Genomic DNA, 24,366 nt, shown 5'->3' on the forward strand with positions numbered 1-24,366 from the left:
CTTCCATGTGCCGTCAGGCAGCCGCCTCCGCGGTCTCCTCGGCCGGCTTGCGGTGTCGGCCGTGCGGGGCCGACTCGCTCTCCTGGGCCGCGATCCGGCCCCGGTGCCGGCCGTGGCCGGCAGCCTCCTGAGAGTCGGCAGACAGCTGCTCCGTCGTGCTGGTGTCGCTCATCGGAAGTATTCACCCCGTCAACATGATCTTTCGTACAGCCGGGCGAGTCTAACCGGCGCACCACGGGCCGAATCCAGGCGCACACGCCAACCGGCACTAGTTCGTTACAAGACGTCCCAGAGGCGCTTGCTGCAACGGCACCGGACGCGCCATCACCGGCTCCGCAGCGCCCGGTTCCGCGGGTTCCACACGTCCCACGGGCTCCGCAGGTTCCACACGTCCCACGGGCTCCGCGGGGTCCACAGGTTCCGGAGGGTCCGGTTCCGTCGGCTCCGGTGACGCCCCGAGCGTCCCCGCAGCCGTGCCGTCCCGGACCGGACCCTCCAGACCCGCGCCCCCCGCGGCCGCGGCCGTACCGCTGTCCGCGACCGCCTCCCCCTTGGGCACCGTCAGCTCCGCCACGCCGCACGGAGTCTCCTCCGTGGCGTACGGCAGCCGCAGCACCCCGTCCCGTGTCCACAGCCCGGCCCCGGCCAGCCACCCCTCCGGCGCCGGGAGATGGCTCGTCCGCCGCCCGGCCGGCCGCCAGATGCCCACCCAGCTGTTGCCGTACGGCCCGTCGAGGCGCAGTGCCACCGCACAGTTCTCCGGCATCAGCACCTGACCCGGCTGGATCGCGAACGGCGTCACCGCGCAGTCCGGCACCCGCAGGCACTCCGGGAAACGCACCGGCAGCAGGCTGCCGAGCACGCCCCAGCCCAATCGTTCCTCCCCCGGCGAGGGGGCGTCGGAGGAGATGAGCAGCAGCCCGCTGTCGGGGTCGGCCAGCAGCAGCCGGTCGTCGCTCCCGGCCGCGATCTGCAGCAGCGGCGAGACCTCCCCGCGCTCCAGGTCCACCACGACCGTCTTGACCGGCCCGCCGGCCGGCCGCCGGTCCAGCGCCAGCATCCGCCCGGCGCGGTCCAGCCAGACCCCGCCCGAACAGCGCCCCGGCACCTCGGCGAGCCGCTCGGGCCCGAACGCCCCGCCCGCCACCCGCCACACCACGCTGGAGCGCGGCCCGACGGCGAGGGCGTACGCCCGTACGCCTCCCGGGGCGGGCGGCAGCAGCGTGAGCCCGGTGCCGGGCTCATGGCACTCCACCGCGCCCAGCGGCAGCTCGCCGGTGCCGGGACCGGTCGGGTACAGCAGCGAGAAGGTGTGCCGGTGCTCGACCAGCCGGTGGATCAGCACCCGGCCGTCGGACAGGGGCTGCACCTCGGTGCCGGGCTCCTCCGGCTGGTTGCCGGGCAACGGCACCGCGTACGGCTCCGGGCCGTCCAGTGTCCAGCGCTCGGGGAACCAGCACTCGCCGGCCGGGGCGAGCCGGGCCGCGTAGGCGCCGTCCGCCGTCACGGCGAACGCCGTCCCCGGTACACCGTCCGCCCCGCCCGTGGACGGGGGTTCGATAGCACAGGCCGTCATCGTTCGGTCACCTCCAGCGACGAAGCTAGTTTTCGTACGCACAGGCGGGGGACGGGCCGACCCCGGCTTCACACATACGGGTGGCGCAGAAGCGATTCACCTGTGGAAAGCGGGGTCTTTGTGCTGAGCGGTGACAGAGCGGACGGATGCGGTACGGCCGCCCGGACCAGCCAGGTAGCCTTGCCTTCGTGCCCCGTCTGTCTGAAGTCATCGCCGCGCTGGAGAACCTGTGGCCCGCCGAGCGGGCCGAGTCCTGGGACGCGGTCGGCACGGTCGTGGGCGACCCCGACCAGGAGGTCACCCGGGTCCTGTTCGCCGTCGACCCCGTGCAGGAGATCGTCGACGAGGCGGTGAAGCTCGGCGCCGACCTGCTGGTCACCCACCACCCGCTCTATCTGCGGGGGACGACCACGGTCGCGGCGAGCCACTTCAAGGGCCGTGCCGTGCACACGCTGATCAAGAACGACATCGCCCTGCACGTGGCCCACACCAACGCCGACACGGCGGATCCGGGTGTCTCGGACGCGCTCGCGGGCGCGCTGGACCTCCGCGTCCTACGGCCCCTGGTGCCGGACCCGACCGACCCGGCGGGGCGGCGGGGCCTCGGCCGGGTGTGCGAGCTGGACCACCCGGTGACCGTCCGCGAACTGGCGGCCCGCGCCGCCGAGCGGCTGCCCGGCACCGCCCAGGGCATCCGGGTGGCCGGCGACCCCGAGGCCGTCGTCCGCACGGTCGCCGTCAGCGGCGGCTCCGGCGACAGCCTCTTCGACCAGGTCCGCGCCGCCGGTGTCGACGCCTTCCTCACCGCCGACCTGCGCCACCACCCGGCGTCCGAGGCCGTCGCCCAGAGCCCCCTCGCGCTGCTCGACGCGGCGCACTGGGCCACCGAGTGGCCCTGGTGCGAGCTGGCCGCGAGCCAGCTCGACGAGATCTCCGACCGCCACGGCTGGGACCTTCGCGTCCACGTCTCCAAGACGGTCACCGACCCCTGGACCGCCCACGCGGCGTCCACCACCTCTAGCTGAACTCCGGGAGCCCCCAACTGAACGCCGCGCCCGCCGACCAGATCCGACTCCTCGACGTCCAGGACCTCGACGTCCGCCTGCAGCAGCTCGCGCACAGGCGGAAGTCCCTGCCCGAGCACGCCGAGATCGACTCGCTGAACAAGGACCTCACCCAGCTGCGGGACCTGCTCGTCGCCGCGCAGACCGAGGAGAGCGACACCGCCCGCGAGCAGACCAAGGCCGAGCAGGACGTGGACCAGGTGCGCCAGCGCGCCGCCCGCGACCAGCAGCGCCTGGACTCCGGTGCGGTCACCTCGCCCAAGGACCTGGCCAACCTCCAGCACGAGATCGCCTCCCTCGCCAAGCGCCAGGGCGACCTGGAGGACGTGGTCCTGGAGGTCATGGAGCGCCGCGAGGCCGCGCAGGAGCGGGTGGCCGAGCTGACCGAGCGCGTCGCCTCCGTCCAGTCGAAGATCGACGACGCGAGCGCGCGCCGGGACGCCGCGTTCGAGGAGATCGACGGCGAGGTGGCGACGGTGACCAAGGAGCGCGAGGTGGTCGCCGGTTCCGTTCCCGCCGACCTGCTGAAGCTCTACGACAAGCTGCGCGCGCAGCAGGGCGGCATCGGCGCGGCCAAGCTGTACGCCCGCACCTGCCAGGGCTGCCGCCAGGAGCTGGCGATCACCGAGCTGAACGAGATCCGCGCGGCGGCGCCGGACACCGTGGTGCGCTGCGAGAACTGCCGCCGCATTCTGGTGCGTACGGCCGAGTCGGGTCTGTAGTCGGTCGGTAAGAGTCGTAAGGGGCTTGTGGGGTGCGGGAGTTCATCATCGAGGCGGACGGCGGGTCGCGGGGCAACCCGGGCCCCGCCGGTTACGGCACGGTGGTCCGCGACGCGGCCACGGGCGAGCCGCTGACCGAGGTGGCCGAGTACATCGGCGTCGCCACCAACAACGTGGCCGAGTACCGGGGCCTGGTCGCCGGCCTCCGCGCCGCCCACACCCTCGACCCGACGGCCAGGATCCACGTCCGCATGGACTCCAAGCTCGTCATCGAGCAGATGTCGGGCCGCTGGAAGATCAAACACCCCGACATGAAGCCCCTGGCGACGCAGGCCCGCTCCGTCTTCCCGCCGGAGCAGGTCACCTACGAGTGGATCCCCCGCGAACAGAACAAACACGCGGACCGCTTGGCGAACGAGGCGATGGACGCGGGCACGAGGGGCGAGCAGTGGTCGCCCTCTGACTCCACCGCCGTAGCTGCGGGCAGCGCCGAGGCCGCCGTAGCTGCGGGCAGTCGTGCCGCTGGGGCGGCACGGGTGGGCGATGGGGGTGCCCCCGCGATGGGGGCCCCTCCCGCGCGAGCGAAGCCGAGCGTGGGGGAGAAGCCGAGCGTGGGGGAGGCACCTCTGAGCGAGCAGCGCCCGACCGCCCCCGACGAGCAGCAGCTTTCCAGTACCCCTGGCTGGAGCAGCGCCCCCGACCTGGGCGCCCCCGCCACCTTCGTGCTGCTCCGCCACGGCGAAACCCCCCTCACCCCCCAGAAACGCTTCTCCGGCAGCGGCGGCACCAACCCCTCCCTCTCCGCCGCCGGCCGCGAACAGGCCCACCGCGTCGCGGAGGCACTCGCCGCGCGCGGCACCATCCAGACCGTCCTCGCCTCCCCCCTCACCCGCACCCGCGAAACCGCCGCCATCGTGGCCACCCGCCTCGGCCTGGACGTGACGATCGAAGAGGGCCTGCGCGAAACGGACTTCGGCGCCTGGGAGGGCCTCACCTTCGGCGAGGTCCGCGAGCGCTACCCGGACGACCTGAACGCCTGGCTCGCCGACCCGGAGGCCCATCCGACCGGCGGCGGCGAGAGCTTCGCCGAGACGGCCACCCGGATCGCGGCCACCCGGGACAAGCTGGTTGCGGCGCACGCGGGCCGAACCGTACTGCTCGTCACCCACGTCACCCCGATCAAGACGTTCGTCCGCCTGGCCCTCGGCGCCCCACCCGAGTCCCTGTTCCGGATGGAGCTGTCGGCGGCCTCCCTGTCGGCGGTGGCCTACTACGCGGACGGCAACGCGAGCGTCCGCCTCTTCAACGACACGTCCCACCTGCGTCCCTGATCCCGGCGAGCCGCGCCGCCCCCCGCGCCAGCTCCTCGATCCGCGCCCAGTCCCCGGCGGCCACCGCATCCGCCGGGACCATCCAACTGCCGCCCACACAGCCGACGTTGGGCAGCGAGAGATACTCCGGCGCGGTCGCCGGGCCGATCCCGCCCGTGGGACAGAAACGAGCCTGCGGCAACGGCCCGGCCAGCGACCTCAGATAGTCCGTACCGCCCGCCGCCTGCGCCGGGAAGAACTTCATCTCGCGCACCCCGCGCTCCAGCAGCGCCACGACCTCCGACGTGGTCGACACCCCGGGCAGGAACGGCACCCCGGAACCGCGCATCGCGTCCAGCAGCGCGTCCGTCCACCCCGGGCTGACCAGGAACCGGGCGCCCGCCGCCACGCAACTGCCGACCTGCTCCGGCGTGATCACCGTGCCCGCGCCGACGACGGCCCCGGGCACCTCACCGGCGACCGCCCTGATCGCGTCCAGCGCCCCCGGCGCCCGCAGCGTCACCTCGATCGCCGGCAGCCCGCCCGCCACCAGCGCCCGCGCCAGCGGTACGGCGTCGGCGGCGCCGGAGACGACCACCACGGGCACGACGGGGGCGAGGTCCAGCACGGAGGCAGCCGAGGAGGAGGGCAGCGGTGAGGTCATGCGCTCATCGTGCCCAGCGGATGCAGCACTCGCAATGAGCGTTGCGCATACTGCAATAGCGCAGGGATTCTTAGTGAATCTCCTCCACCAGCACGTCCAGCGACCACGCCTTCCCTGCCCGGCCCGGCGCCTCCGCCTCCACGACGTACCCGAGCTCGCGCAGCACCTCGACCAGCTCGGCGGGGCCCTCCGGCGCGGCACCGGCCGTCAGCAGGCTCCGTACCATCCGGCCCTTGGTCGCCTTGTTGAAGTGGCTGACCACCTTCCGGGTCGGCGCGTGCAGTACCCGTACGGTCGCCGTGCGCCCCGCGAGCCCGCCCTTCGGCTTCCAGGCCGCCGCGTACGCCGAGGAGCGCAGATCCAGGACCAGGCCGTCGCCCGCCGCCTCGGGCAGCACCTCGGCCATCGGTGCCCGCCAGTGCGCCGCCAGCGCACCGAGCCCCGGCAGCTTGACGCCCATCGAGCAGCGGTAGGAGGGGATCCGGTCCGTCACCCGCACCGCGCCCCACAGCCCGGAGAACACCAGCAGCGAGTCCGCCGCGCGCTGGCCCGCCGCCGCGTCCAGCGTGGCCAGGCCGAGCGCGTCGTACAGGACACCGGTGTAGATCTCCCCGGCGGGGCGGGCGCCGGCCGTGCGCAGGCCCGCGTTCTTCGCGACCTCGCCGCGCAGCCCCTGGCTCAGCCCGAGCACCTCGCGTGCCTTCTCGTTCTGCTCGGGGTCCCCGGCGCACAGCTCGACCAGCTCGGTGAGCACGGCCTCCCGTGCGGCGGTCAGCCCCGGCAGGGACAGCGACCCGAGCTCCAGCGGGGCGCCCTCGCCCGAGTTCGCCTTTCCTTCCGAGGGCGGCAGCAGGACCAGCAACACGTACTCCTCACGTAGACCTCCGCGACAGCGTACGGCGTGCCACCGATGCGGCCCCGACCGCAGGCCCTGCCCGGCGGAGGCTTGGCTCGCGCGGGGGACCCCCATCGCGTCGCCGCCCTCCTCCGCCGGGCAGCCCGACGCACCAGACCCCGCTCACCCCGCTCGCCTCTTCGGATCAGATTCCGTCGGCTTCCTCCGGCCTGATCCGCCGGACAGGCCTACGCTCGCTGTATGCCCCGCCGCAGGATCCGCGTGACCGGTGCCCCCGACGGCCCCCTGCGGGCCGCCCTGGCCGCCCTGCGCGCCGAACTCGGCCTCCCGGACGCCTTCCCGCCCCAGGTTCAGGCGGAGGCGGAGCGCGCGGCGAAAGCGCCCGCCCCGCCGTCGTACGACGCCACGGACATCCCCCTCTTCACGATCGATCCCCCGGCCTCCACGGACCTCGACCGGGCCACCCACCTCTCCCGGCAGGGCACCGGCTACCGGATCCGGTACGCCGTCGTCGACGTCGCCGCCTTCGTCGTACCCGGCGGAGCGCTGGACGCGGAGGCGCACCGCCGGGTGAACACGCTGTACTTCCCCGACGCGAGGATCCCGCTGCACCCCACCGTGCTCAGCGAGGGCGCGGCCGGCCTGCTGCCGGACCGGGTCCGCCCGGCCGTGCTGTGGACGATCGACCTGGACGCGGAGGGCCGGACCATCGCCGTCGACGTGTGCCGCGCCCTGGTCCGCAGCCGGGCCAGGCTGGACTGCGCGCATGTGCAGAAGGAGATCGACGCCCGGACGGCCGCGGAGCCGGTCGCGCTGCTCAAGGAGATCGGCGAGGCCCGGGAGCGGCAGGAGGCCGAGCGCGGCGGCATCTCCCTGAACGTGCCCGAGCAGCAGATCACCGAGCAGGACCACACCTACGTCCTCGGCTACCGGGCCCCGCTGCCCGCCGAGTCCTGGTACGCCCAGCTCCCGCTCCTGACCGGCATGGCCGCCGCCGACCTGATGCTCGCGTACGGAACCGGCGTCCTGCGCACCCTCCCCGCCGTCCCGGACGGCGCCGTGGCTCGCCTCCGCCGTACCGCGACCGCGCTGCACATCGACTGGCCGCACCACGTGTCGTACGCCGCCCTGATCCGCACCCTCGACCCGCACGACACACACCACGCGGCGTTCCTCCAGGAGTGCACCAGCCTGCTGCGCGGCGCCGGCTACACGGTCTTCCGGGACGGCGCCCTGCCCGAGATCACCACCCACTCCGCCGTCGCCGCCCCCTACACCCACTGCACGGCCCCGCTGCACCGCCTCGCCGACCGCTACGTGACGGAGATCTGCCTCGCGGCGGTCGCCGGCCAGTCCCCACCCGACTGGGTGCTCGCCGCGCTGGACGCGCTGCCCCGGCGGATGGCCGACGGCTCCCGGATCGCCGGCACGGCCGAGCGCGAGTGCGTGGACATCATCGAGGCGGCCCTGCTCAAGGACCGGGTCGGCGATGTCTTCGACGGCTGCGTGGTCGACGTCGACGAGCACCGGCCGACCGTCGGCACGGTCCAGCTCGACTCCCCGGCGGTCATCGGCCGCGTCGAGGGCGACCGGCTGCCGCTCGGCGAACGCCTGCGGGTCCGGCTCGGCCGGGCCGACCCGGGGACGGCGAAGATCCTGTTCACCGTGGCCTGAGGGCCCGCACGAGACCGCCGGGCTCGTCGGCGTGCAGCCGCACCGCGCTCACCTGGCGGGGACGGCCGAGGAACGACCGGTGGGTGACGGGCTCGGCCAGCTCCAGCCGCACCGAGGTCTGCGAACCGACCACGAGGTCCAGCACGCCGTCCGCCGGCACGTGCGTCATCCGCGTCTCGCGGTGTACGGCGGCGATCGCGCCCAGCGGAATCCGCAGGTCCACATGGACCCCGTACCGCACCCGCAGCGCGTCCGGCGTCAGCACGTGCGGGCGGACCACGCAGGCCGCGTGCAGGCCGACGACGAGCAGCACGGTGTAGACGTCCCCAGGCTCACGTAGAGCCGTAACTCCTACCGAGCCAGCCGTGTCAGTGTCTTCGGCATCCTCATCTCCCTTCCCCCGCAAGGACATTGAGGGCCCAGGCACTATTCGGCCGGTGCGCCGAGCCAGTGTTCCAGGGGTTCCGGCAGGCCCTTGCCGCCCTCGTCATCGGTGGCCCAGGCCACGAAACCGTCCGGCCGTACGAAGAGGGCCTTCAGGGCGGGCCGGGCCGGGCACGCGGCCGTGAGGACGTCCAGCCGGTCGCCGTAGCCCTCGGCGTGGGCGCGCAGCGCGGGGTCGTCGGCCAGGTCGAGCAGCAGGGCGCGGCCGGTGTGCAGATGGTCGCCGAGGCGGGTGCCGTCGGCCAGCTCCAGGTCGGGGGCGCTGGCGCCGGTCAGGGGGTGGTCGCCGGGCAGGTCGTAGCGCTGCCAGACGCCGGAGATCTTCGTGACCAGGTAGGTCGTGCCCGTGGTGGTCAGGGCCAGGTCGCTGACCACCCGGCGCAGGGCGCGGGCATGCCGGTCCGGGCGCATCACCGCGATCTGCGCCCGGGTCCAGTCGAGCACCCAGGCGCCGATCGGATGCCGCTCGGCGGTGTAGGTGTCCAGCAGGGACTCGGGTGCCGTACCGCGTACGACGGCGGCCAGCTTCCAGCCCAGGTTCATCGCGTCCCCGATGCCGAGGTTCAGCCCCTGCCCGCCGAACGGCGAGTGCACGTGCGCGGCGTCGCCCGCGAGCAGCACCCGGCCCTTGCGGTACTCGGTGGCCTGGCGGGCGTTGTCGGTGAACCGGGTCGCGGTGATCACGTGGTGGATCGTGACCTCGGGCACGCCCGACACCCGGCGCAGGCTGTCCTGCAGCTCCTTGGCGGTGATGGGCGCCGACCGGTCGGCGGGCGGCCCGTCGAACTCCACGCTGAGGATGCGCCCGGGGAACGGCCCGTTGACGTACGTCCCCACGTCCGTGGTGTTCCAGCCCACGCCCAGCCGCTCGGTGCCGGACATCTCCACGACCGCCTGATAGCCGGTGATCTCCGGGTCGGTGCCCGGGAAGTCGAACCCGGCGAGCTTGCGGACGGTGCTGCGGCCGCCGTCACAGCCGACCAGCCAGCCCGCGCGGACGGTCCCCTCGCCGGTGTGTACGGCGACCCCGTCCGCCCCGGCGTCGAAGCCTGTCAGCTCCACGCCCCGGCGCACCTCCACCCCGAGCTGCGCGGCCCGCCGGGCCAGGATCCGCTCGAGCTCGGCCTGCGGCACGCCGAGCCCCGTGTCCCCGGCGGGGCCGACGTCCGCCCAGACCGGGTCGGAGGCGTCGAAGAGGTCGGGATCCATGGTGATCCCGGCGAAGTGCCCGGCGAACTTGGGCGGGAGCTTGCCCCAGTCCCGGAGCTTTCCGCTCTCCCGGAAGGTGCGCATCCTCTCCCGCGCCGCCTCCCACACCGCCGCCAGCTCGGGCAGCAGGCCCCGCCGGTAGAAGGCGACCGAACTCGGGACGTTGATCGCGCCCGCCTTGATCGTCTCGTCCACCTCGGTCAGCCGCTCCACCACCAGCACCCGAGCCCCGCCGAGCGCCAGCTCGCAGCCGAGGAAGAGGCCCACGGGGCCGGCACCGGCCACCACCACGTCGTAATCCGCAGTCGTCATGGGTTTCACTGTAGTAACTAAAAATTTCGAGTGGCTATAGTTTTCGGCATGGGCGAGGAGCTGGAGGAACTGGACGAAGAGCTTCCGCTGCGGGAGCGAAAGAAACGGGCCACGCGGCAGCGGATCTCGGACATCGCGACGGGGCTCTTCGTGGAGCGGGGCTTCGACGCGGTGCCGGTCGCCGAAGTGGCCCGGGCGGCCGGCGTCTCGGCCATGACCGTCTTCAACTACTTCCCCCGCAAGGAGGACCTGTTCCTCGACCGCATCCCGCAGGCCGTCGAGCTGGTCGCCGCGGCCGTACGGAAGCGCACGCCGGACGAGACCCCGCTCGCCGCCCTGCGCCGACTGGCGATCCGACTCCTCGAGGAGCGGCACCCGTTGAGCGGGGTGGGGGAGAGGTTCCTGCCCTTCTGGCGGACCGTGATCGCCTCGCCCGCCCTGCGCGCCCGCGCCCGCGAGGGCGTCGAGGAGGTGGAGCGTTCCCTGGCCGAGGCCCTCGCCGGGACCGGCGTACCGGACCCGCACCTCCTTGCCGCACTGACGGTCGCCGCCTACCGCACGGTCTTCATCACCTCCGCGCGCCGGCTGCTGGCCGGGGACCCGGAGCAGGAGGTGGCACGGGATCACCGGCGGCGCCTGGAATCGGCGTTCGGGGCGCTGGAGCGCATGGTTCCCGCAGAGCCCGCCGTCACCCGACGGGACGGCAGGTCAGGCTGAGCGCGCCCCTGCTCCTCCCGCCCTCCGGCTCCACGTGCCACGGCCACTCGGCGGCGTGCCGCCGACAAGGGGGTTGGCGGGGCTCGGCGGCGGCGAAGAGCCGCCGGCCGTGCAGCGCGGAACCGTGCAGCGCCGGGCCCGCTCGGTCGGCGCAGTGCCGACGGCCGAGCGGCCTCCCGCGGACGCCGCCCCCTGGGCGCGGCATGAAAGCGGGACCCGAAGGCGTTGCACCCCAAGACGAAAGGGGTGGTGAGACCGGATGACGGAACAGGCGCTGGAACAGGCGCTGTGGACGCGCGCCCGGCTGGGCCGCGGCGGACCGCCGCTGGACCTCCTGACGGCGAACTTCCGCCGGCACACCTACGCCCCGCACGCCCATGACGAGTACACGATCGGTGTCTGCGTCGGCGGCAGCGAGGTCATCGACTACCGGGGCGGCCACATCCGCACCGGCCCCGGCACGATCGTCGTCCTCGACCCCGGCGAGATGCACACCGGCGGCCCCGGCAACGCCACCGACGGATACGCCTACCGCGCCCTGTACGCCGAGCCGTCCCTCCTGGCCGACGGCACCCTCGGCGGCCTCCCGCACTTCCGGGAGCCCCTTCTCGACGACCCCGAACTGGCCACGGCCCTCCGCCGCGCCCATACCGAACTCAGCGCCTGCCCCGACCCCCTGGAGGCCGAATCCCGCCTCCCCTGGCTGCTGACGGCCCTGGCCTGCCGCCACTCCACGGCCCGGCCGGTCTCCGACCGCATCCCCGGCGCCGGCGAGATCGCCCGGACGGTCCGCGACCGCCTCGCCGACGAACTCACCGACCCGCCCTCCCTCGCCCTGCTGGCCGCCGACCTCGGCCTGTCCCGCTACCAGCTTCTGCGGGCCTTCCGTACGACCATGGGCATACCCCCGTACGCCTGGCTCGCCCAGCACCGGGTGAGCAGGGCGCGGACGCTTCTCGCGGCGGGCCTGCGCCCGGCGGAGGTCGCCGGCCTGGTGGGCTTCGCCGACCAGGCCCACCTGACCCGCTGGTTCCGCAGGGTGCTGGGGGTGACCCCGGCGGCGTACCGCAACAGCGTTCAAGACACCCGATGAAGGGGTGGCCGAAACTCGCGGCATGACTGCACGCGGCTGGTTCCTGTTCTCCCTCATGGGAGTGATCTGGGGCATCCCCTATCTGCTGATCAAGGTGGCGGTGGCCGAGGTGTCCCCGCCGGCGCTGGTGTTCACGCGCTGCGCGCTCGGCGCGCTCCTCCTGCTCCCCTTCGCCCTGCGCCAGGGCGGGCTGCCCCGGACCGTGCGCACCCACTGGCGCCCCATGCTGGCCTTCGCGTGCCTGGAGATCATGGTTCCCTGGTTCACCCTCACCGACGCCGAACGGCACCTGTCCAGCTCGACGTCGGGCCTGCTGATCGCGGGCGTGCCGATCGTCGGAGTGATCGTCGCCCGCCTCCTCGGGGACACCGAACACCTGGGAGCCCGCCGCCTGACGGGCCTCGCCCTCGGCCTGGCGGGCGTGACGGTCCTGACCCTGCCCCACCTCACCGGCGGTGACGCCCGCTCCCTGGCGGAGGTCCTGGTGACGGTCGTCGGCTACGCCACCGCCCCGCTGATAGCCGCGCGCCGCATGAAGGACGTCCCCTCGCTCCATCTGACGGCGGCCTGTCTGACCCTGGCGGCGCTGGTCTACGCCCCCCTGGCCATGGCGACGCGCCCGTCCTCTCTCCCCTCGTCCCCCGCCCTGGCGGCCCTGGCCGGCCTGGGCGTGCTCTGCACGGCGGTGGCCTTCGTGGCGTTCCTGGAGCTGATCAAGGAGGCGGGTCCGACGCGGGCGACGGTGATCACGTACGTCAACCCGGCGGTGGCGGTGGCGGCGGGCGCGGTCTTCCTGAACGAGCGCCTGACCGTGACGGTCCTGGTGGCCTTCGCCCTGATCCTGACGGGCTCGGTCCTGGCGACGGCGGCGGCCGGTCCCCGCCGCTCCCGGCGCCCGGTACCATGGTCGACACGGCAGACGAGCCGGGCGGACGGCCGCGTGGAGTCCCCCTAGGGGGCTTCCCGAGGAACGTCCGGGCTCCACAGGGCAGGGTGGTGGCTAACGGCCACCCGGGGTGACCCGCGGGACAGTGCCACAGAAAGCAGACCGCCCGGGGCTTCGGCCCCAGGTAAGGGTGAAACGGTGGTGTAAGAGACCACCAGTGCCCAGGGTGACCTGGGCAGCTAGGTAAACCCCACCCGGAGCAAGGTCAAAAGGGAGCACCCCGGTGCTCCTGCGCGGACGCTCGAGGGCTGCCCGCCCGAGTCCGCGGGTAGACCGCACGAGGCCGGTGGCAACACCGGCCCTAGATGGATGGCCGTCGCCCCGACGCCCGCGAGGGCACCGGGGAACAGAACCCGGCGTACAGCCCGACTCGTCTGCCGCCCAAGCGTCTGGCCGACGCTCAACCGCGAACGGATCGAGGACACCCCCTCGGCGTGAACCAGCGGCGCGCGCCTCACTCGCCCCGCCGTGTCCGGTCCCGCTGCTCGGTACCGACCGTCGGACGGTCTACGCCGACGGCTCCAGCGGCCGGTCGCGCACCCTCCTCAGATGCCCCTCGAACACCTCCCGCGCCTCAGGTGTCAGCGTCCGCAACGCCACCAGGGCCGTGATCACCACGTCGCACAGTTCCGCCTGGACGTCCTCCCACGTGTGGGTGACGCCCTTGCGGGGGTTCTGGCCGGTCGTGCCGATGATGGCCTCGGCGACCTCGCCGACCTCCTCCGAGAGTTTCAGGACGCGCAGGAGGACGCCTTCCTGGCCTGCGTGCCTGCGGGTGGCCTCCAGGCGGGACCAGAGTTCGTCGATGGTCGGCCAGAGGGCGGCGGCGGGATCCTGAGGGGTCATGCCGCTCAGCGTCCCACGCCGGTCGGACCGGCCGGCGCCTACTCCTCGAACAGCACCTCCTGCTCCCCTTCCACCCTGACCCGCACCCGCTGGTTCCGCGCCCCGATCACCAGCGCCGTCGCCGCCGCGGTGACCCCCAGGGCCACCGGTACCATCCAGCCCCGGTCGAAGACGTGGCCGAGGGCGTGGTCGAGGGAGAGGCGGCCGGGGCCCGTCACCGCGAGGCCCGCCGCCGCGAGGCCCAGGCTCGCCGCGTACTCGTAGCCGCCCTCCTGGGCGAAGAAGCCGTTGGGCAGGTGGACCGTCGCCGCCCCGGCCATCGCGCCGGCCGCCGCCGCGCCCGCCGCCGGGGTGGCCAGGCCGAGCGCCAACAGGGTGCCGCCGCCCGCCTCCGCCAGGCCCGCCGCCGTAGCGCTCGCCTTGCCGGGGGCGTAGCCGACCGACTCCATGAACTGGCCGGTGCCCTCCAGACCGTGCCCGCCGAACCAGCCGAACAGTTTCTGCGCGCCGTGCGCGGCCAGCACCCCGCCGGTACCCAGCCGGAGCAGCAGCAGGCCCAGATCGCGTCGGTCGAAACAGCTCACGGTGACTCCCAAGCGGAGAGGCGGAGAGGCTCGTGTTCCCCAGCGTCGCAGGTCCGACACCCGTCGGCCCGCTGTGGATGGCGTTCGGGTGGCGGGTCCGGGGCGGCGGTGTGAACCTTGCGCCATGACGATTAAGCCAGCCAAACTCAGCGACCCGGCCGTCCGGGCGTTCGTCAACGCCGTCAACTCCCATGACCGGGAAGGCTTCATGGCGCTCCTGGAGCCCGGTGCGACCATGTCCGACGACGGATCCGACCGTGACCTCGCCGAGTGGATCGACCGGGAGATCTTCTCCTCCAACGGACACATGGACGTCGAGAGCGAGTCCGAGGGTGGCCGGGCCGTGCTGGCCCGCTACCGCAACGACACCTGGGGCGAGATGCGCACCCGGTGGACCTTCACCGTGGAGGACGACGGGCGCATCTCGCGGTTCGAGACCGGGCAGGCGTAAAAGCTTCCGGTTCTTGCCTTCGTGTGCGTTGCCTTCGTGTGCGCTTCAACTCCTAGCGTCCACGGGCATGGAGACCACACGGACCCTGGGACGCAGCAGTATCGACGTCAGCCCGCTCGGCTTCGGCTGCTGGGCCATCGGCGGGGAGTGGCAGTCCGCCGACGGGCAGCCGCTCGGGTGGGGGAAGGTGGACGACGAGGAGTCCGTGCGGGCGATCCACCGCGCCGTCGACCTCGGTGTCACCTTCTTCGACACCGCCGACGTCTACGGCACCGGGCACAGTGAGGAAGTCCTCGGGCGTGCCCTCGCCGCGCGGCGCGACGACGTCGTGCTCGCCACCAAGTGGGGCAACGTCTTCGACCCGGACACCCGCACCCTCACCGGCAGCGACGACACCCCGGAGTACGCCCGGCGTGCCCTCACCGCCTCCCTGCGCCGCCTCGGCACCGACCGCATCGATCTGTACCAGTTCCACCTGTCCGACGCCGATCCGGCGCGCGCCGCCGAACTCCGGGACCTGTGCGAGGAGTTGGTCGAGGAGGGCCTCATCCGGGCCTACGCCTGGAGCACCGACGACCCCGACCGTGCCGCCGTCTTCGCCGAGGGGCCGCACTGCACGGCCGTACAGCACGCTCTGAACGTGCTCCAGGAAACGCCGCAACTCCTAGACCTGTGCGAGCGGTTGGACCTTGCGAGCATCAACCGCAGCCCGCTGGCCATGGGGTTGCTTGCCGGGCGGCGGAGCGGGGTGCTGGAGGCCGGGGACATCCGGAGCCGGCCGCCGGCCTGGATGCAGGGGTACGGCGGTGACGGCGCCGATGCCGACTGGGTGGCTCGTGTGGACGCCCTGCGGGACGTCCTCACCAGCGGCGGCCGCACCCTCGCCCAGGGCGCCCTCGCCTGGATCTGGGCCCGCAGTCCGCGCACCGTGCCCATCCCCGGCTTCCGGTCGGTCGCGCAGGCCGAGGCGAACGCGGGGGCCATCGGGAAGGGGCCGCTCACCGCCGGGCAACTGGCCGAGATCGACCGGATCCTGGGCAGATGAGCGACCCCGCCCAGCTGGTTTCAGTAGCCGTGGCCGCTGTACTGCTGCTGCTCGGTCAGCGTGATCTGCCCCGCCTTGATGGTGACAGATGCCGGACATCCCGTTCCTCGAAGGTTGTTGGCGCCCGCCGTGGGCGCGGCCACAAGCTGGGGAGGAACTTTTGAGCCACCCTGGGTAAAGGATGTGTAAGGGCCGCGAAAACGGGCCAACTCATCGGATTTTCATAACGTGGCAAATTCCACGGCGATGACGGCCCCGTGGTGCGGAATCCGCTGCTCGGCGCGGTGTACCTTCCCCGGGTGCGCGAATGTTCCCCGCTCAGCCGGCGTGCCGTCCTCGGACTGACGGCCGCCGCCCTGCCCCTGTCCGCGACCACTGCGGCGTCCGCCGCGACCGTGATCGGCGGCGAGCAACTGGCCCGTGACGGCGTCCAGGTGCGCGGTGCCTCGGGGCTGCCCGAGAAGCTCACCGCCCGCTCCTGGCTGATCGCCGACTGCGAGAGCGGCGAGGTGCTCGCCGCGTTCAACGCGCACCGGCGGCTCCCGCCCGCGTCCACGCTGAAGATGCTGTTCGCGGACACCGTGCTGAAGAAGTTCGACCGCACCCAGCGGTACACCGTCAAGGACTCGGACGTCGCCGACGTCCCGCTCGGCTCCAGCCTGGTCGGCATCAAGCCCGGCATCACCTACACGGTCGAGCAGTTGTGGCAGGGCGTGTTCCTGCGCTCCGGCAACGACGCCGTGCACGTGCTCGCCCACATGAACGGCGGCATCGCCCAGACGGTCGCCGAGATGCAGGCGAAGGCCGCGGACCTGCAGGCCCTGGACACCCATGTGGTCAGCCCCGACGGCTTCGACCACCCGGGCCAGATCTCCTCGGCGTACGACCTCACGCTGTTCGCCCGCCACGGCCTGAAGGACGCCGACTTCCGCGGCTACTGCGGCACGCGGACCGCGAACTTCCCGGCGGGCGGCAGGAAGACCTTCCAGATCCAGAACACCGACCGCCTGCTGACCGGGGCGTGGGGGCTGAAGACGTACGACGGCCTGATCGGCGTCAAGAACGGCTACACCAGCCACGCCGGCAACACCTTCACCGGCGCGGCCACCCGGGGCGGGCGCACCCTGCTGGTGACGGTCATGCATCCCGCCGAAGGCAGCAACGCCGTCTACGAGCAGACCGCCGCGCTGCTCGACTGGGGCTTCGGGCCCGGGCGTTCGGCGCAGGCCGTGGGCACGCTGGTCGATCCGCTCAGCGAGGGTGGTGCGAAGGCGACCGGGGCGCCCGCAGGGGAGGGGCCGCAGGCGGCGGCGGGCGCGCCGGGCTCGGGCTCCCGCGGACCGTCCACCGGCCGGCTGGTGGAGGGCGCGGGCGGTACGGCCCTGCTGCTGGCGGCGGCGGGGGCGTTCGTGGTCAGGCGGCGGCGCAGGGCGGTCGCGGCGGCCGCGATGGCCGAGGCGGCCGACGGGGCCGAGGGGGCGGAGATGCCCGAGGGCGGTGCGGGGACCACGGAGCCGGGCGCCGGGCGGCACCGGCGCTGAACAGTGCGGCGGCCGTTCCACCGGCCGGCGTGTACCTCGCGTCCCGTCGCGAGGTCCACCCCCAACTCCGGCCCGGTGGAACGGCCGTCGCCTCCCCCCTCGGTGGTGGCTTGCGGAATTAACGTGCTCCAACTGTGAAGCTCTCGTGAAGGAAAGTTGAGCATATAAGCTCGACATGTCGCAATACCGCGGATGTTCGAATTCCGGTTGCGGAGACGGGTTCAGCCCCGCCCGATGTACGGCATCGCCGTCGCCAGCACCGTCGCGAACTGCACATTCGCCTCCAGCGGCAGCTCGGCCATGTGCCGCACGGTCCGCGCCACGTCGGCCACGTCCATCACCGGCTCCGGGACCACTTCGCCGTTCGCCTGCAGCACCCCCGCCTGCATCCGGGCCGTCATGTCGGTCGCCGCGTTGCCGATGTCGATCTGCCCCACGGCGATGCGGTACGGCCGCCCGTCCAGCGACAGCGACTTGGTGAGACCGGTCAGGGCGTGCTTGGTCGCGGTGTAGGCGACCGAGAGCGGGCGGGGCGTGTGGGCCGAGATCGAGCCGTTGTTGATGATCCGGCCGCCCTGCGGGTCCTGCTCCTTCATCCGCCGGTACGCCGCCTGGGCGCACAGGAACGCCCCGTTGAGGTTGGTGTCCACCACGTGCCGCCAGGCGTCGTACGACAGCTCCTCGACCGGCACCCCGCCGGGCCCGAAGGTCCCCGCGTTGTTGAACAGCAGGTCGACCCGGCCGAACCGCTCCACCGTCGCCGCGAACAGCGCCTCCACGTCCTCGGGGCGGGAGACGTCGGTGCGTACGGGGAGCGCGGCGGCCTGGGGGACCAGCGCCGCCGTGGCCTCCAGTGTCCCGGTGCGCCGGCCGGCCAGCGCCACCGACCAGCCGGCCCGCAGCAGCTCCACGGCGACGGCCCGCCCGATCCCGGAGCCGGCGCCGGTCACCACCGCGATCTTCGATTCCCTGTCAGTCATGACCCCGCAGCGTAGGCGGCCAGTCCGCCATGCGAAATCCCGTGTCCGCCATACGGTTACCCGGAGCGCCGGTCACCTTCCCCGGTCACCTTCCCCGGTCACCTTCCCGCGACGGCCGGCTCCGCGCTGGGCCGCCACCGCGCCCTCATCGCCCCGCTCATCGGTCATGTGTGCCCCGGCAGTGTGTACGAGCTGAGAGCATGGGTGCCGGTTGGTTGAAACAGGGAGGGACACATGCCCGAGCACGCGGCGGCACCGACACCGCACACCCGGCGCTCGACCCCGTCCACGCCGACCGCCGCCACCCGCCGCACCGGCCCGCTCGTCACCCTCCTCCTCGGCGCCCTCACCGCGACGACCCCGCTGGCCATGGACATGTACCTCCCGTCCCTGCCGGAGGTCACCCGCTCCCTGCACGCCCCCGCCGTCACCGTCCAGCTCACCCTCACCGCCTGCATGGGCGGGCTCGCCCTCGGGCAGCTGGTCGTCGGCCCCCTGAGCGACCGCTGGGGCCGGCGCCGCCCGCTGCTGGCCGGGCTCGCCGTCTACCTGCTCGCGACCGCCCTGTGCGCCTTCGCGCCGAACGTCGAGACGCTGGTCGCCCTCCGCCTGGTGCAGGGCCTCGCCGGCGCCGCCGGCGTCGTCATCGCGCGGGCCGTCGTACGCGACCTCTACGACGGCGTGGCCATGGCCCGCTTCTTCTCCACCCTGATGCTGATATCGGGGGCCGCCCCGATCGTGGCGCCGCTGATCGGCGGGCAGATCCTCAGGGTGACCGACTGGCGCGGGGTGTTCGCCGTCCTCACGGTCGTCGGCGCCGTCCTCACCGCCGTCGTCTGGCTGCGGCTGCCCGAGACACTGCCGCCCGCCGAACGGCACGCCGGCGGAGTGGCGCAGGCCCTGCGCTCCATGCGCACCCTGCTCGCCGACCTCCCCTTCACCGGCTACATGCTCGCCGGCGGCTTCGCCTTCGCCGCGCTGTTCGCCTACGTCAGCGCGTCCCCGTTCGTCGTCCAGGAGATCTACGGCGCCTCCCCGCAGACCTTCAGCCTGCTGTTCGGCCTCAACTCGGTCGGGCTGGTGATCGCCGGGCAGGTCAACGGCAAGCTGCTGGTCGGACGGGTCGCCCTGGAGAAGGTGCTGGCCTGCGGCCTGGCGGTGATCGTGCTCGCCGCGACCGCCCTGCTGCTGATGTCCACCGGTGTCCTCGGCGAGGTCGGCCTGCCGCCGGTCGCCGCCGCCCTCTTCGTCCTCATGTCCGCGATGGGCGTCACGCTCCCCAACGCCCAGTCCCTCGCGCTGCTGCGCACCCGGCACGCCGCCGGCTCCGCCTCCGCCCTGCTCGGCACCTCCTCCTTCCTCGTCGGCGCGGTGGCCTCACCGCTCGTCGGCGTCGCCGGAGAGCACACCGCCGTACCCATGGCGGTGGTCCAACTGGCGGGAGCACTGGTCGCGGCGGCCTGCTTCATGGGAATGTGCCGTCCCTGGAACACACGTGGGAACACACGTGCGGGGTCGGAGGGAGACGAGAACTGAGCGCACCGAGACTGCGCGCCGACACACCGGAACGGGCCGGGCTCGACCCCGTGGAACTCGGGCACCTGGTCGGCGAGGTGCACGCCCTCACCGCCGGAGACCGCCCCTGGGCGGCCGGCGCCGTCGTGCTGGCCGGACGCGGGCCCGTGATCGCCGTGGCCGAGGCCGCGGGCTGGGCCGTCCGCTACTCCGCCCACGACCCCGAGACCGACGCCGGTGTCGAACTGCCGCCCGCCGCCCGGGTCCCGGCCACCATCGACACGCCCTTCGACCTGGCCTCCCTCACCAAGCTGTTCACCTCCGTCGCCGCCGTGCAGCAGATCGAGCGCGGCACCCTCGGCATGAACGCCCGGGTCGGCGACTACCTGCCCGACTTCCACGCCGCGGCCGCCCATGGCATCACCGTGCGACAGCTGCTCACCCACACCTCCGGGCTGCGCCCCGAACTGCCGCTGTACGACTGCCCGGACGACGCCAGCCGGCTGGCCCTGCTGCGCGCCGAGCCCCCGACGGGCGAGCCGGGCCGGTATCTGTACTCCGACCTGAACATGCTCCTGCTCCAGTTCGTGCTGGAGCGCATCACGGGGCGTAGCCTCGACGTCCTCGTCCAGGACGGCATCACCCGGCCGCTGGGCATGACGGCGACCTGTTTCGGGCCCTGCCCCGGCGCGGCCGCCACCGAGGACCAGCGGCGCCCCTGGGCCAAGGCGGACCGCGGCATGCTGCGGGGCGTGGTCCACGACGAGAACGCCTGGGCGCTGGGGGGCGTGGCCGGGCACGCCGGGCTCTTCTCCACCGCCCGCGACCTGGCCGTCCTCTGCCGCGCCCTGCTCACCGGCGGCTCCTACGGCCCCGCCCGCATCCTCGGCCCCGACTTCGTGGAACTGCTGCTGACCCCGCCGGGGCTGGGCTTCGCCGTCGACCAGCCGTGGTTCATGGGCGAACTCGCGGGCCACGGGGCGGCGGGCCACACCGGCTTCACCGGCACGTCCCTCGTCCTCGACCCGAGGACGGACACGTTCTTGGTGTTGCTGGCCAACACGGTGCATCCGAGACGCAGGACTCCGGACAGCAGGCCGAGGGCGGCACTGGCCACTCATCTGGCACGGGCGGTGGTCTGAGCTTGTGCGGTGCTTTCCAGCCGACCGAGACGGGTGGTGGGTGGGCATAGGCCGGGGGTCTGGGGGCGGAGCCCCCCAGCAGGGCCCGCACCAGCGCAGGGCGCCATAGAATCTCCGGGTGAACGCCCCCGTACCGCCGGCCGAAGCCCTCCGCCGAAGCCTCGCCGACCTGCTCGACGGACTCCCGCCCACCCAGGCCGCCGGGGCCGTGGAACGGCTGATCGCCAACTACCGGGGCGAAACACCCACCCACGCTCCGATCCTGCGCGACCGCGCCGACGTCGCCGCCTACGCGGCCTACCGCATGCCGGCCACATTCGCAGCGGTCCGCTCCGCGCTGGAGGCGTTCGCGCAGGCCCTCCCCGACTTCACGCCCCGCAGCCATGTCGACGTCGGTGGTGGCACCGGCGCCGCCACCTGGGCCGTCACCGCGACCTGGCCCGGCGAGCGCAGCGTCACCGTGCTGGACTGGGCCGAGCCCGCCCTCGCCCTCGGCCGGGAGATCGCCGCCGCCAACCCGGCCCTGCGCGGCGCCCGCTGGCAGCGCGCCCGGATCGGCGCGGACCTCACCCTGGACGACGCCGACCTCGTCACGGTGTCGTACGTCCTCAACGAGCTCTCCGAGCCCGACCGCGCCGCCCTCGTCGACGCCGCCGCGGCCGCCGCGCAGGCCGTGGTGATCGTGGAGGCCGGCACCCCGGCCGGCTACGCCCGCGTCATCGAGGCCCGCGACCGCCTGATCCGCGCCGGACTGCACGTCGTCGCCCCCTGCCCACACAGCGCCGCCTGCCCCATCGAGCCCGGCCGGGACTGGTGCCACTTCTCCGCCCGGGTGAGCCGCTCCTCCCTGCACCGCCAGGTCAAGGGCGGCACCCTGCCGTACGAGGACGAGAAGTTCTCGTACGTCGTCGCCACCCGCCTGCCCGCCGCGCCGGCCCCCGCCCGTGTGATCCGGCGCCCGCAGATCCGCAAGGGCCAGGTGCTGCTGGACCTGTGCGAGGCCGACGACCGGCTGCGCCGCACGACGATCACCAAACGGCACGGCTCCCTGTACAAGGCGGCCCGGGACGCCGAGTGGGGGGACTCCTGGCCGCCGGAGGACCACCCGGAGGACTCCCCGGAGGAGCCGTCCGCGTAGCCGCCGGGGCTTGTTAGCGTCCCCTCATGGTCAACAAGCCGGCCCCCGACGCCACCCGCCGCAGCGAGAAGTCCCGCAGGGCGATCTACGCCGCCGCCCTCGCCCTGGTCGGCGAGGTCGGGTACCCGAAGACCACCGTCGAGGGGATCGCCGCGCGGGCCGGGGTGGGCAAGCAGACGATCTACCGCTGGTGGTCGTCCAAGGCGGACGTCCTGCTGGAGGCGTTCCTCGACCTCTCCAGGCAGGCGGCACGGGAGGCGGGCCGGGAGCCGTACACCATCCCGGACACCGGGGACCTCGCCGCCGACCTCAAGGCGGTGCTGCGGATCACGGTGGACCAGCTGCACGACCCGCGCTTCGAGGCGCCCTCCCGCGCGCTGGCCGCCGAGGGCCTGGTCAACGAGCCGCTCGGCCGCCAGTTCGTCGGCAAACTCCTCGAACCCCAGCTCCAGCTGTACGTCGACCGGCTGCGCGCCGCACAGGACGCCGGGCAGGTACGGGCCGGCGTCGATCCCCGTATCGCCCTGGAACTGTTCGTCTCACCGCTCGCGCAGCGCTGGCTGCAGCACACCGGGCCGATCTCGTACGACTACACGGACACCCTCGTCGAGTACGCACTGCACGGAATCGCGGCCCAGCCACCCCGAAGCACATGAAGATGGGACGATAAGGCACACTGTCTGCACACCAGCGAGGCGACCACCAGACTGAGGGGATAGATGAGCGCGACGTTCGGCGGCCGGTCCGGCCGGCAGGGCAAACTCTCCCAGTGGCTGCTCGGACGCCGCCCGAAGGAGGCCCCCGACGACGGGGGCCGCGAGGTCCTGCTGGTGGCCGCCGCCGCGGCGGGCCTGCCGCTCGCCCCCGCCGCGCACCCCGCCCCCGGCTACCGCTGTTCCTGCGACCGGGTCGGCTGTCCCACCCCTGCCCGGCACCCGGTGTCCTTCGCCTGGCAGACCCAGTCCACCACCGACCGCGCCCAGATCGAACGCTGGGCCCGGCACCAGCCGCAGGCCAACTTCATCACCGCGACCGGCATGACGCACGACGTCCTGGACGTGCCCCTGGAGGCCGGCCGGGAGGCGCTGGAGCGGCTGCTCGGCTCCGGCGTCGAGGTGGGGCCCGTCGCCGAGAGCGACGACGGACGCATGCTCTTCTTCACCCTCACCCGCGGCACCCCCGAGGACGAGGACGAGTGGTGGCCGTGCGAGCTGGACTGCCACCCCGAGACCATGGACGAGCACCCGTTGCTGCGCTGGCACTGCCGGGGCTCGTACGTGCTGGTGCCCCCGGCCCGGCTCCCCGGTGACGATCAGTCGGTGCGCTGGGTACGGGGGCCGGAGCATGCGCTGCCGGATCCGCTGAGCCTGCTGGAGGCGCTGACCGACGCGTGTTCGCGGTACGCGGGCACGGAAAGGGCGGGCTGGCCCCTCCGGCACTAGGAGCCCGACGGTGCTGGGACGCTCCGCTTCGGGGCGTTGATCACTCGCCCTGCGCCGAAGTGAGCCCCGGCACCCGGCCCAGCACCGACACCTTCCCGCTCCCCGCCGGGTCCAGTGCGACCTCTCCCGACATGAACTCCAGGGTCAGGGACTGCTTCACCTCGCCCTTGGTCAGGGCCTGTACGTCCTTGTTCGTGACCGGCACGGTGGTTCCGGCGGCGGCGGTCTGCTTCTCGTAGTGGTGTGTGGTGAAGAACACCAGCGCCCCGCCGTCCGCCGTGCGCAGCGCCAGCGGTGCGTAGCTGCCGTTCGTCAGCGGCCCGTCGATGAACTGCGTGACCAGGCCCGGCTTGCGGTCCCGCCTGGCCCGGTCGGCACGCTCGCCGCTGGTGTAGCTGCCGGCGGCGAAGGTCTGGCCGCCCTGTTGCAGATACGTCGCGTACGCCTGGCTCAGCTTCCCCGGGGCGACGGCGAACTGCTGGGAGCCGACCGGTACCGCCTCGGCCCAGCCGTCCTGGTCCGTCTTGAACTCCGGTACCGCGGACGGCACCACGAGGGTGACGTAGGCCACTCGCCAGCGCTCGCCGAGGTCGCCCCGGGTGAACACCATCAGCCAGCGCTGGTCGCCGGTGGTGCTGCCCTTGGCGTCGGCGACGAACCAGCGCGGCCAGCCGGCCTTCTTCGGGATCGTGATCTTCACGTCCGACAGCTTCAGCGGCACGTGGTTCGGGTTGCCGGACGGGCTGTTGGTGTGCCTGGCCTTCAGCCGGGCGGCCGTGATGTCGCCGAACGGGCCGGTGAGATAGGGCGCGTCCAGGGAGTTGTCGTAGGCCTTGTCGGCCTGGTTGTACGCGGTCGTGAACGCGGTGAGCGCCTTGGCGGCCTCGGCACGGGTGGCGGCGGGGAGCACCTCGCGCTCCCCGTGCACCACCATGCACCCGCTCGCCGTCAGCGACAAAGCGGTCAGCGAAGCCGCTATGAGTGCCTTTCGGTCACGCCTGCGGAGCCTGCGCGGGCTGCGATCCCTGCTCATCGGGTCCCTTCACCTTCCCCTTCCCGGAGGCGAACCCTACCCTGGCCGACCGCCGGGGCCGG

The 24,366-nt window shown here is 73.2% G+C and carries 24 protein-coding genes, 1 other RNA gene and 1 pseudogene; 16 read left to right on the forward strand and 10 right to left on the reverse strand.

Features of this window, described 5'->3' with window-relative positions:
* Nucleotides 1-13 precede the first annotated feature (13 nt).
* Nucleotides 14-172: a hypothetical protein gene (locus ACWC2T_RS01995; RefSeq protein ID WP_351203515.1), complete on the reverse strand. Its 159-nt coding sequence runs from the start codon at nt 170-172 to the stop codon at nt 14-16.
* A gap of 96 nt (nt 173-268) precedes the next feature.
* Nucleotides 269-1,576: a hypothetical protein gene (locus ACWC2T_RS02000; RefSeq protein WP_450668517.1), complete on the reverse strand. Its 1,308-nt coding sequence runs from the start codon at nt 1,574-1,576 to the stop codon at nt 269-271.
* Between the two features lie 188 nt (nt 1,577-1,764).
* On the opposite strand from ACWC2T_RS02000, the gene ACWC2T_RS02005 reads away from it, so the two are divergent.
* From ACWC2T_RS02005 to ACWC2T_RS02015, 3 genes are read left to right on the forward strand one after another with little or no spacing between them, the layout of a single operon-like run.
* Nucleotides 1,765-2,601 (forward strand): Nif3-like dinuclear metal center hexameric protein, encoded by an 837-nt coding sequence (locus ACWC2T_RS02005; RefSeq protein WP_450668518.1) that lies wholly within the window; start codon nt 1,765-1,767, stop codon nt 2,599-2,601.
* A 17-nt stretch (nt 2,602-2,618) separates the two neighbouring features.
* Nucleotides 2,619-3,362: a zinc ribbon domain-containing protein gene (locus ACWC2T_RS02010; RefSeq protein ID WP_450668711.1), complete on the forward strand. Its 744-nt coding sequence runs from the start codon at nt 2,619-2,621 to the stop codon at nt 3,360-3,362.
* Between the two features lie 32 nt (nt 3,363-3,394).
* Nucleotides 3,395-4,693 (forward strand): bifunctional RNase H/acid phosphatase, encoded by a 1,299-nt coding sequence (locus ACWC2T_RS02015; protein WP_450668519.1) that lies wholly within the window; start codon nt 3,395-3,397, stop codon nt 4,691-4,693.
* Here the strand turns inward: ACWC2T_RS02015 and eda are convergent.
* Nucleotides 4,665-5,336 carry a bifunctional 4-hydroxy-2-oxoglutarate aldolase/2-dehydro-3-deoxy-phosphogluconate aldolase gene (eda, locus tag ACWC2T_RS02020; protein ID WP_450668520.1) on the reverse strand — a complete coding sequence of 224 codons (672 nt, stop codon included), beginning with the start codon at nt 5,334-5,336 and terminating at the stop codon, nt 4,665-4,667. The two genes, ACWC2T_RS02015 and eda, sit on opposite strands and share 29 nt — an antisense overlap.
* Before the next feature lie 70 nt (nt 5,337-5,406).
* Complete coding sequence (gene yaaA, locus ACWC2T_RS02025) at nt 5,407-6,198, reverse strand: peroxide stress protein YaaA (RefSeq protein ID WP_450668712.1); 792 nt, start codon at nt 6,196-6,198, stop codon at nt 5,407-5,409.
* Nucleotides 6,199-6,432: 234 nt separating this feature from the next.
* Between yaaA and ACWC2T_RS02030 the strand changes: the two genes are divergently transcribed.
* Nucleotides 6,433-7,866 (forward strand): RNB domain-containing ribonuclease, encoded by a 1,434-nt coding sequence (locus ACWC2T_RS02030; protein WP_450668521.1) that lies wholly within the window; start codon nt 6,433-6,435, stop codon nt 7,864-7,866.
* Here the strand turns inward: ACWC2T_RS02030 and ACWC2T_RS02035 are convergent.
* Nucleotides 7,853-8,179, reverse strand: coding sequence for a hypothetical protein (locus ACWC2T_RS02035; RefSeq protein ID WP_450668522.1), 327 nt, complete (start codon nt 8,177-8,179; stop codon nt 7,853-7,855). The two genes, ACWC2T_RS02030 and ACWC2T_RS02035, sit on opposite strands and share 14 nt — an antisense overlap.
* A gap of 113 nt (nt 8,180-8,292) precedes the next feature.
* Nucleotides 8,293-9,831 (reverse strand): FAD-dependent oxidoreductase, encoded by a 1,539-nt coding sequence (locus tag ACWC2T_RS02040; protein ID WP_450668523.1) that lies wholly within the window; start codon nt 9,829-9,831, stop codon nt 8,293-8,295.
* 48 nt (nt 9,832-9,879) lie between these two features.
* Between ACWC2T_RS02040 and ACWC2T_RS02045 the strand changes: the two genes are divergently transcribed.
* The 4 genes and pseudogenes from ACWC2T_RS02045 (at nt 9,880) to rnpB (ending at nt 12,964) form a co-directional block, all read left to right on the forward strand.
* Nucleotides 9,880-10,548 carry a TetR/AcrR family transcriptional regulator gene (locus ACWC2T_RS02045; protein WP_450668524.1) on the forward strand — a complete coding sequence of 223 codons (669 nt, stop codon included), beginning with the start codon at nt 9,880-9,882 and terminating at the stop codon, nt 10,546-10,548.
* Nucleotides 10,549-10,807: 259 nt separating this feature from the next.
* Nucleotides 10,808-11,641 (forward strand): AraC family transcriptional regulator, encoded by an 834-nt coding sequence (locus ACWC2T_RS02050; RefSeq protein WP_450668525.1) that lies wholly within the window; start codon nt 10,808-10,810, stop codon nt 11,639-11,641.
* Nucleotides 11,642-11,696: 55 nt separating this feature from the next.
* A pseudogene (locus tag ACWC2T_RS02055) lies at nt 11,697-12,443 on the forward strand (DMT family transporter); the annotation flags it as partial.
* Between the two features lie 118 nt (nt 12,444-12,561).
* Nucleotides 12,562-12,964: RNase P RNA component class A (gene rnpB, locus ACWC2T_RS02060), an RNA gene on the forward strand.
* A 130-nt stretch (nt 12,965-13,094) separates the two neighbouring features.
* Here rnpB and ACWC2T_RS02065 read toward each other — a convergent pair.
* Nucleotides 13,095-13,433 (reverse strand): MazG-like family protein, encoded by a 339-nt coding sequence (locus ACWC2T_RS02065; protein WP_450668526.1) that lies wholly within the window; start codon nt 13,431-13,433, stop codon nt 13,095-13,097.
* Between the two features lie 38 nt (nt 13,434-13,471).
* Nucleotides 13,472-14,017 (reverse strand): DoxX family membrane protein, encoded by a 546-nt coding sequence (locus ACWC2T_RS02070; RefSeq protein ID WP_450668527.1) that lies wholly within the window; start codon nt 14,015-14,017, stop codon nt 13,472-13,474.
* A 124-nt stretch (nt 14,018-14,141) separates the two neighbouring features.
* Here ACWC2T_RS02070 and ACWC2T_RS02075 point away from each other — a divergent pair, with 124 nt between their 5' ends.
* The 3 genes from ACWC2T_RS02075 (at nt 14,142) to ACWC2T_RS02085 (ending at nt 17,054) form a co-directional block, all read left to right on the forward strand.
* Nucleotides 14,142-14,468, forward strand: coding sequence for a nuclear transport factor 2 family protein (locus ACWC2T_RS02075; protein ID WP_450668528.1), 327 nt, complete (start codon nt 14,142-14,144; stop codon nt 14,466-14,468).
* 67 nt (nt 14,469-14,535) lie between these two features.
* A complete protein-coding gene (locus tag ACWC2T_RS02080; RefSeq protein WP_450668529.1) occupies nt 14,536-15,513 on the forward strand; it encodes an aldo/keto reductase in 978 nt (325 codons plus the stop codon).
* Between the two features lie 257 nt (nt 15,514-15,770).
* On the forward strand, nt 15,771-17,054 hold the full coding sequence (locus ACWC2T_RS02085) for a D-alanyl-D-alanine carboxypeptidase family protein (RefSeq protein WP_450668530.1): 1,284 nt from the start codon (nt 15,771-15,773) through the stop codon (nt 17,052-17,054).
* 221 nt (nt 17,055-17,275) lie between these two features.
* Here the strand turns inward: ACWC2T_RS02085 and ACWC2T_RS02090 are convergent, their stop codons facing one another.
* Nucleotides 17,276-18,034, reverse strand: coding sequence for an SDR family oxidoreductase (locus ACWC2T_RS02090; RefSeq protein WP_450668531.1), 759 nt, complete (start codon nt 18,032-18,034; stop codon nt 17,276-17,278).
* 234 nt (nt 18,035-18,268) lie between these two features.
* Here ACWC2T_RS02090 and ACWC2T_RS02095 point away from each other — a divergent pair, with 234 nt between their 5' ends.
* From ACWC2T_RS02095 to ACWC2T_RS02115, 5 genes are all read left to right on the forward strand, one after another.
* Nucleotides 18,269-19,570, forward strand: a complete 1,302-nt coding sequence (locus ACWC2T_RS02095; protein WP_450668532.1) for a multidrug effflux MFS transporter — start codon at nt 18,269-18,271, stop codon at nt 19,568-19,570.
* Complete coding sequence (locus ACWC2T_RS02100; protein ID WP_450668533.1) at nt 19,510-20,691, forward strand: serine hydrolase domain-containing protein; 1,182 nt, start codon at nt 19,510-19,512, stop codon at nt 20,689-20,691. Before ACWC2T_RS02095 ends, ACWC2T_RS02100 begins: the two co-directional genes overlap by 61 nt.
* 118 nt (nt 20,692-20,809) lie before the next feature.
* Nucleotides 20,810-21,829, forward strand: coding sequence for a small ribosomal subunit Rsm22 family protein (locus tag ACWC2T_RS02105; protein WP_450668534.1), 1,020 nt, complete (start codon nt 20,810-20,812; stop codon nt 21,827-21,829).
* Between the two features lie 26 nt (nt 21,830-21,855).
* Nucleotides 21,856-22,485: a TetR/AcrR family transcriptional regulator gene (locus tag ACWC2T_RS02110; protein ID WP_450668535.1), complete on the forward strand. Its 630-nt coding sequence runs from the start codon at nt 21,856-21,858 to the stop codon at nt 22,483-22,485.
* A 63-nt stretch (nt 22,486-22,548) separates the two neighbouring features.
* Nucleotides 22,549-23,271: a bifunctional DNA primase/polymerase gene (locus ACWC2T_RS02115; RefSeq protein ID WP_450668536.1), complete on the forward strand. Its 723-nt coding sequence runs from the start codon at nt 22,549-22,551 to the stop codon at nt 23,269-23,271.
* Between the two features lie 40 nt (nt 23,272-23,311).
* On the opposite strand, the gene ACWC2T_RS02120 is transcribed toward ACWC2T_RS02115, so the two are convergent.
* Nucleotides 23,312-24,304, reverse strand: a complete 993-nt coding sequence (locus ACWC2T_RS02120; protein ID WP_450668537.1) for a hypothetical protein — start codon at nt 24,302-24,304, stop codon at nt 23,312-23,314.
* Nucleotides 24,305-24,366: the final 62 nt, after the last annotated feature.

It is taken from the genome of Streptomyces sp. NPDC001393, assembly GCF_053597455.1.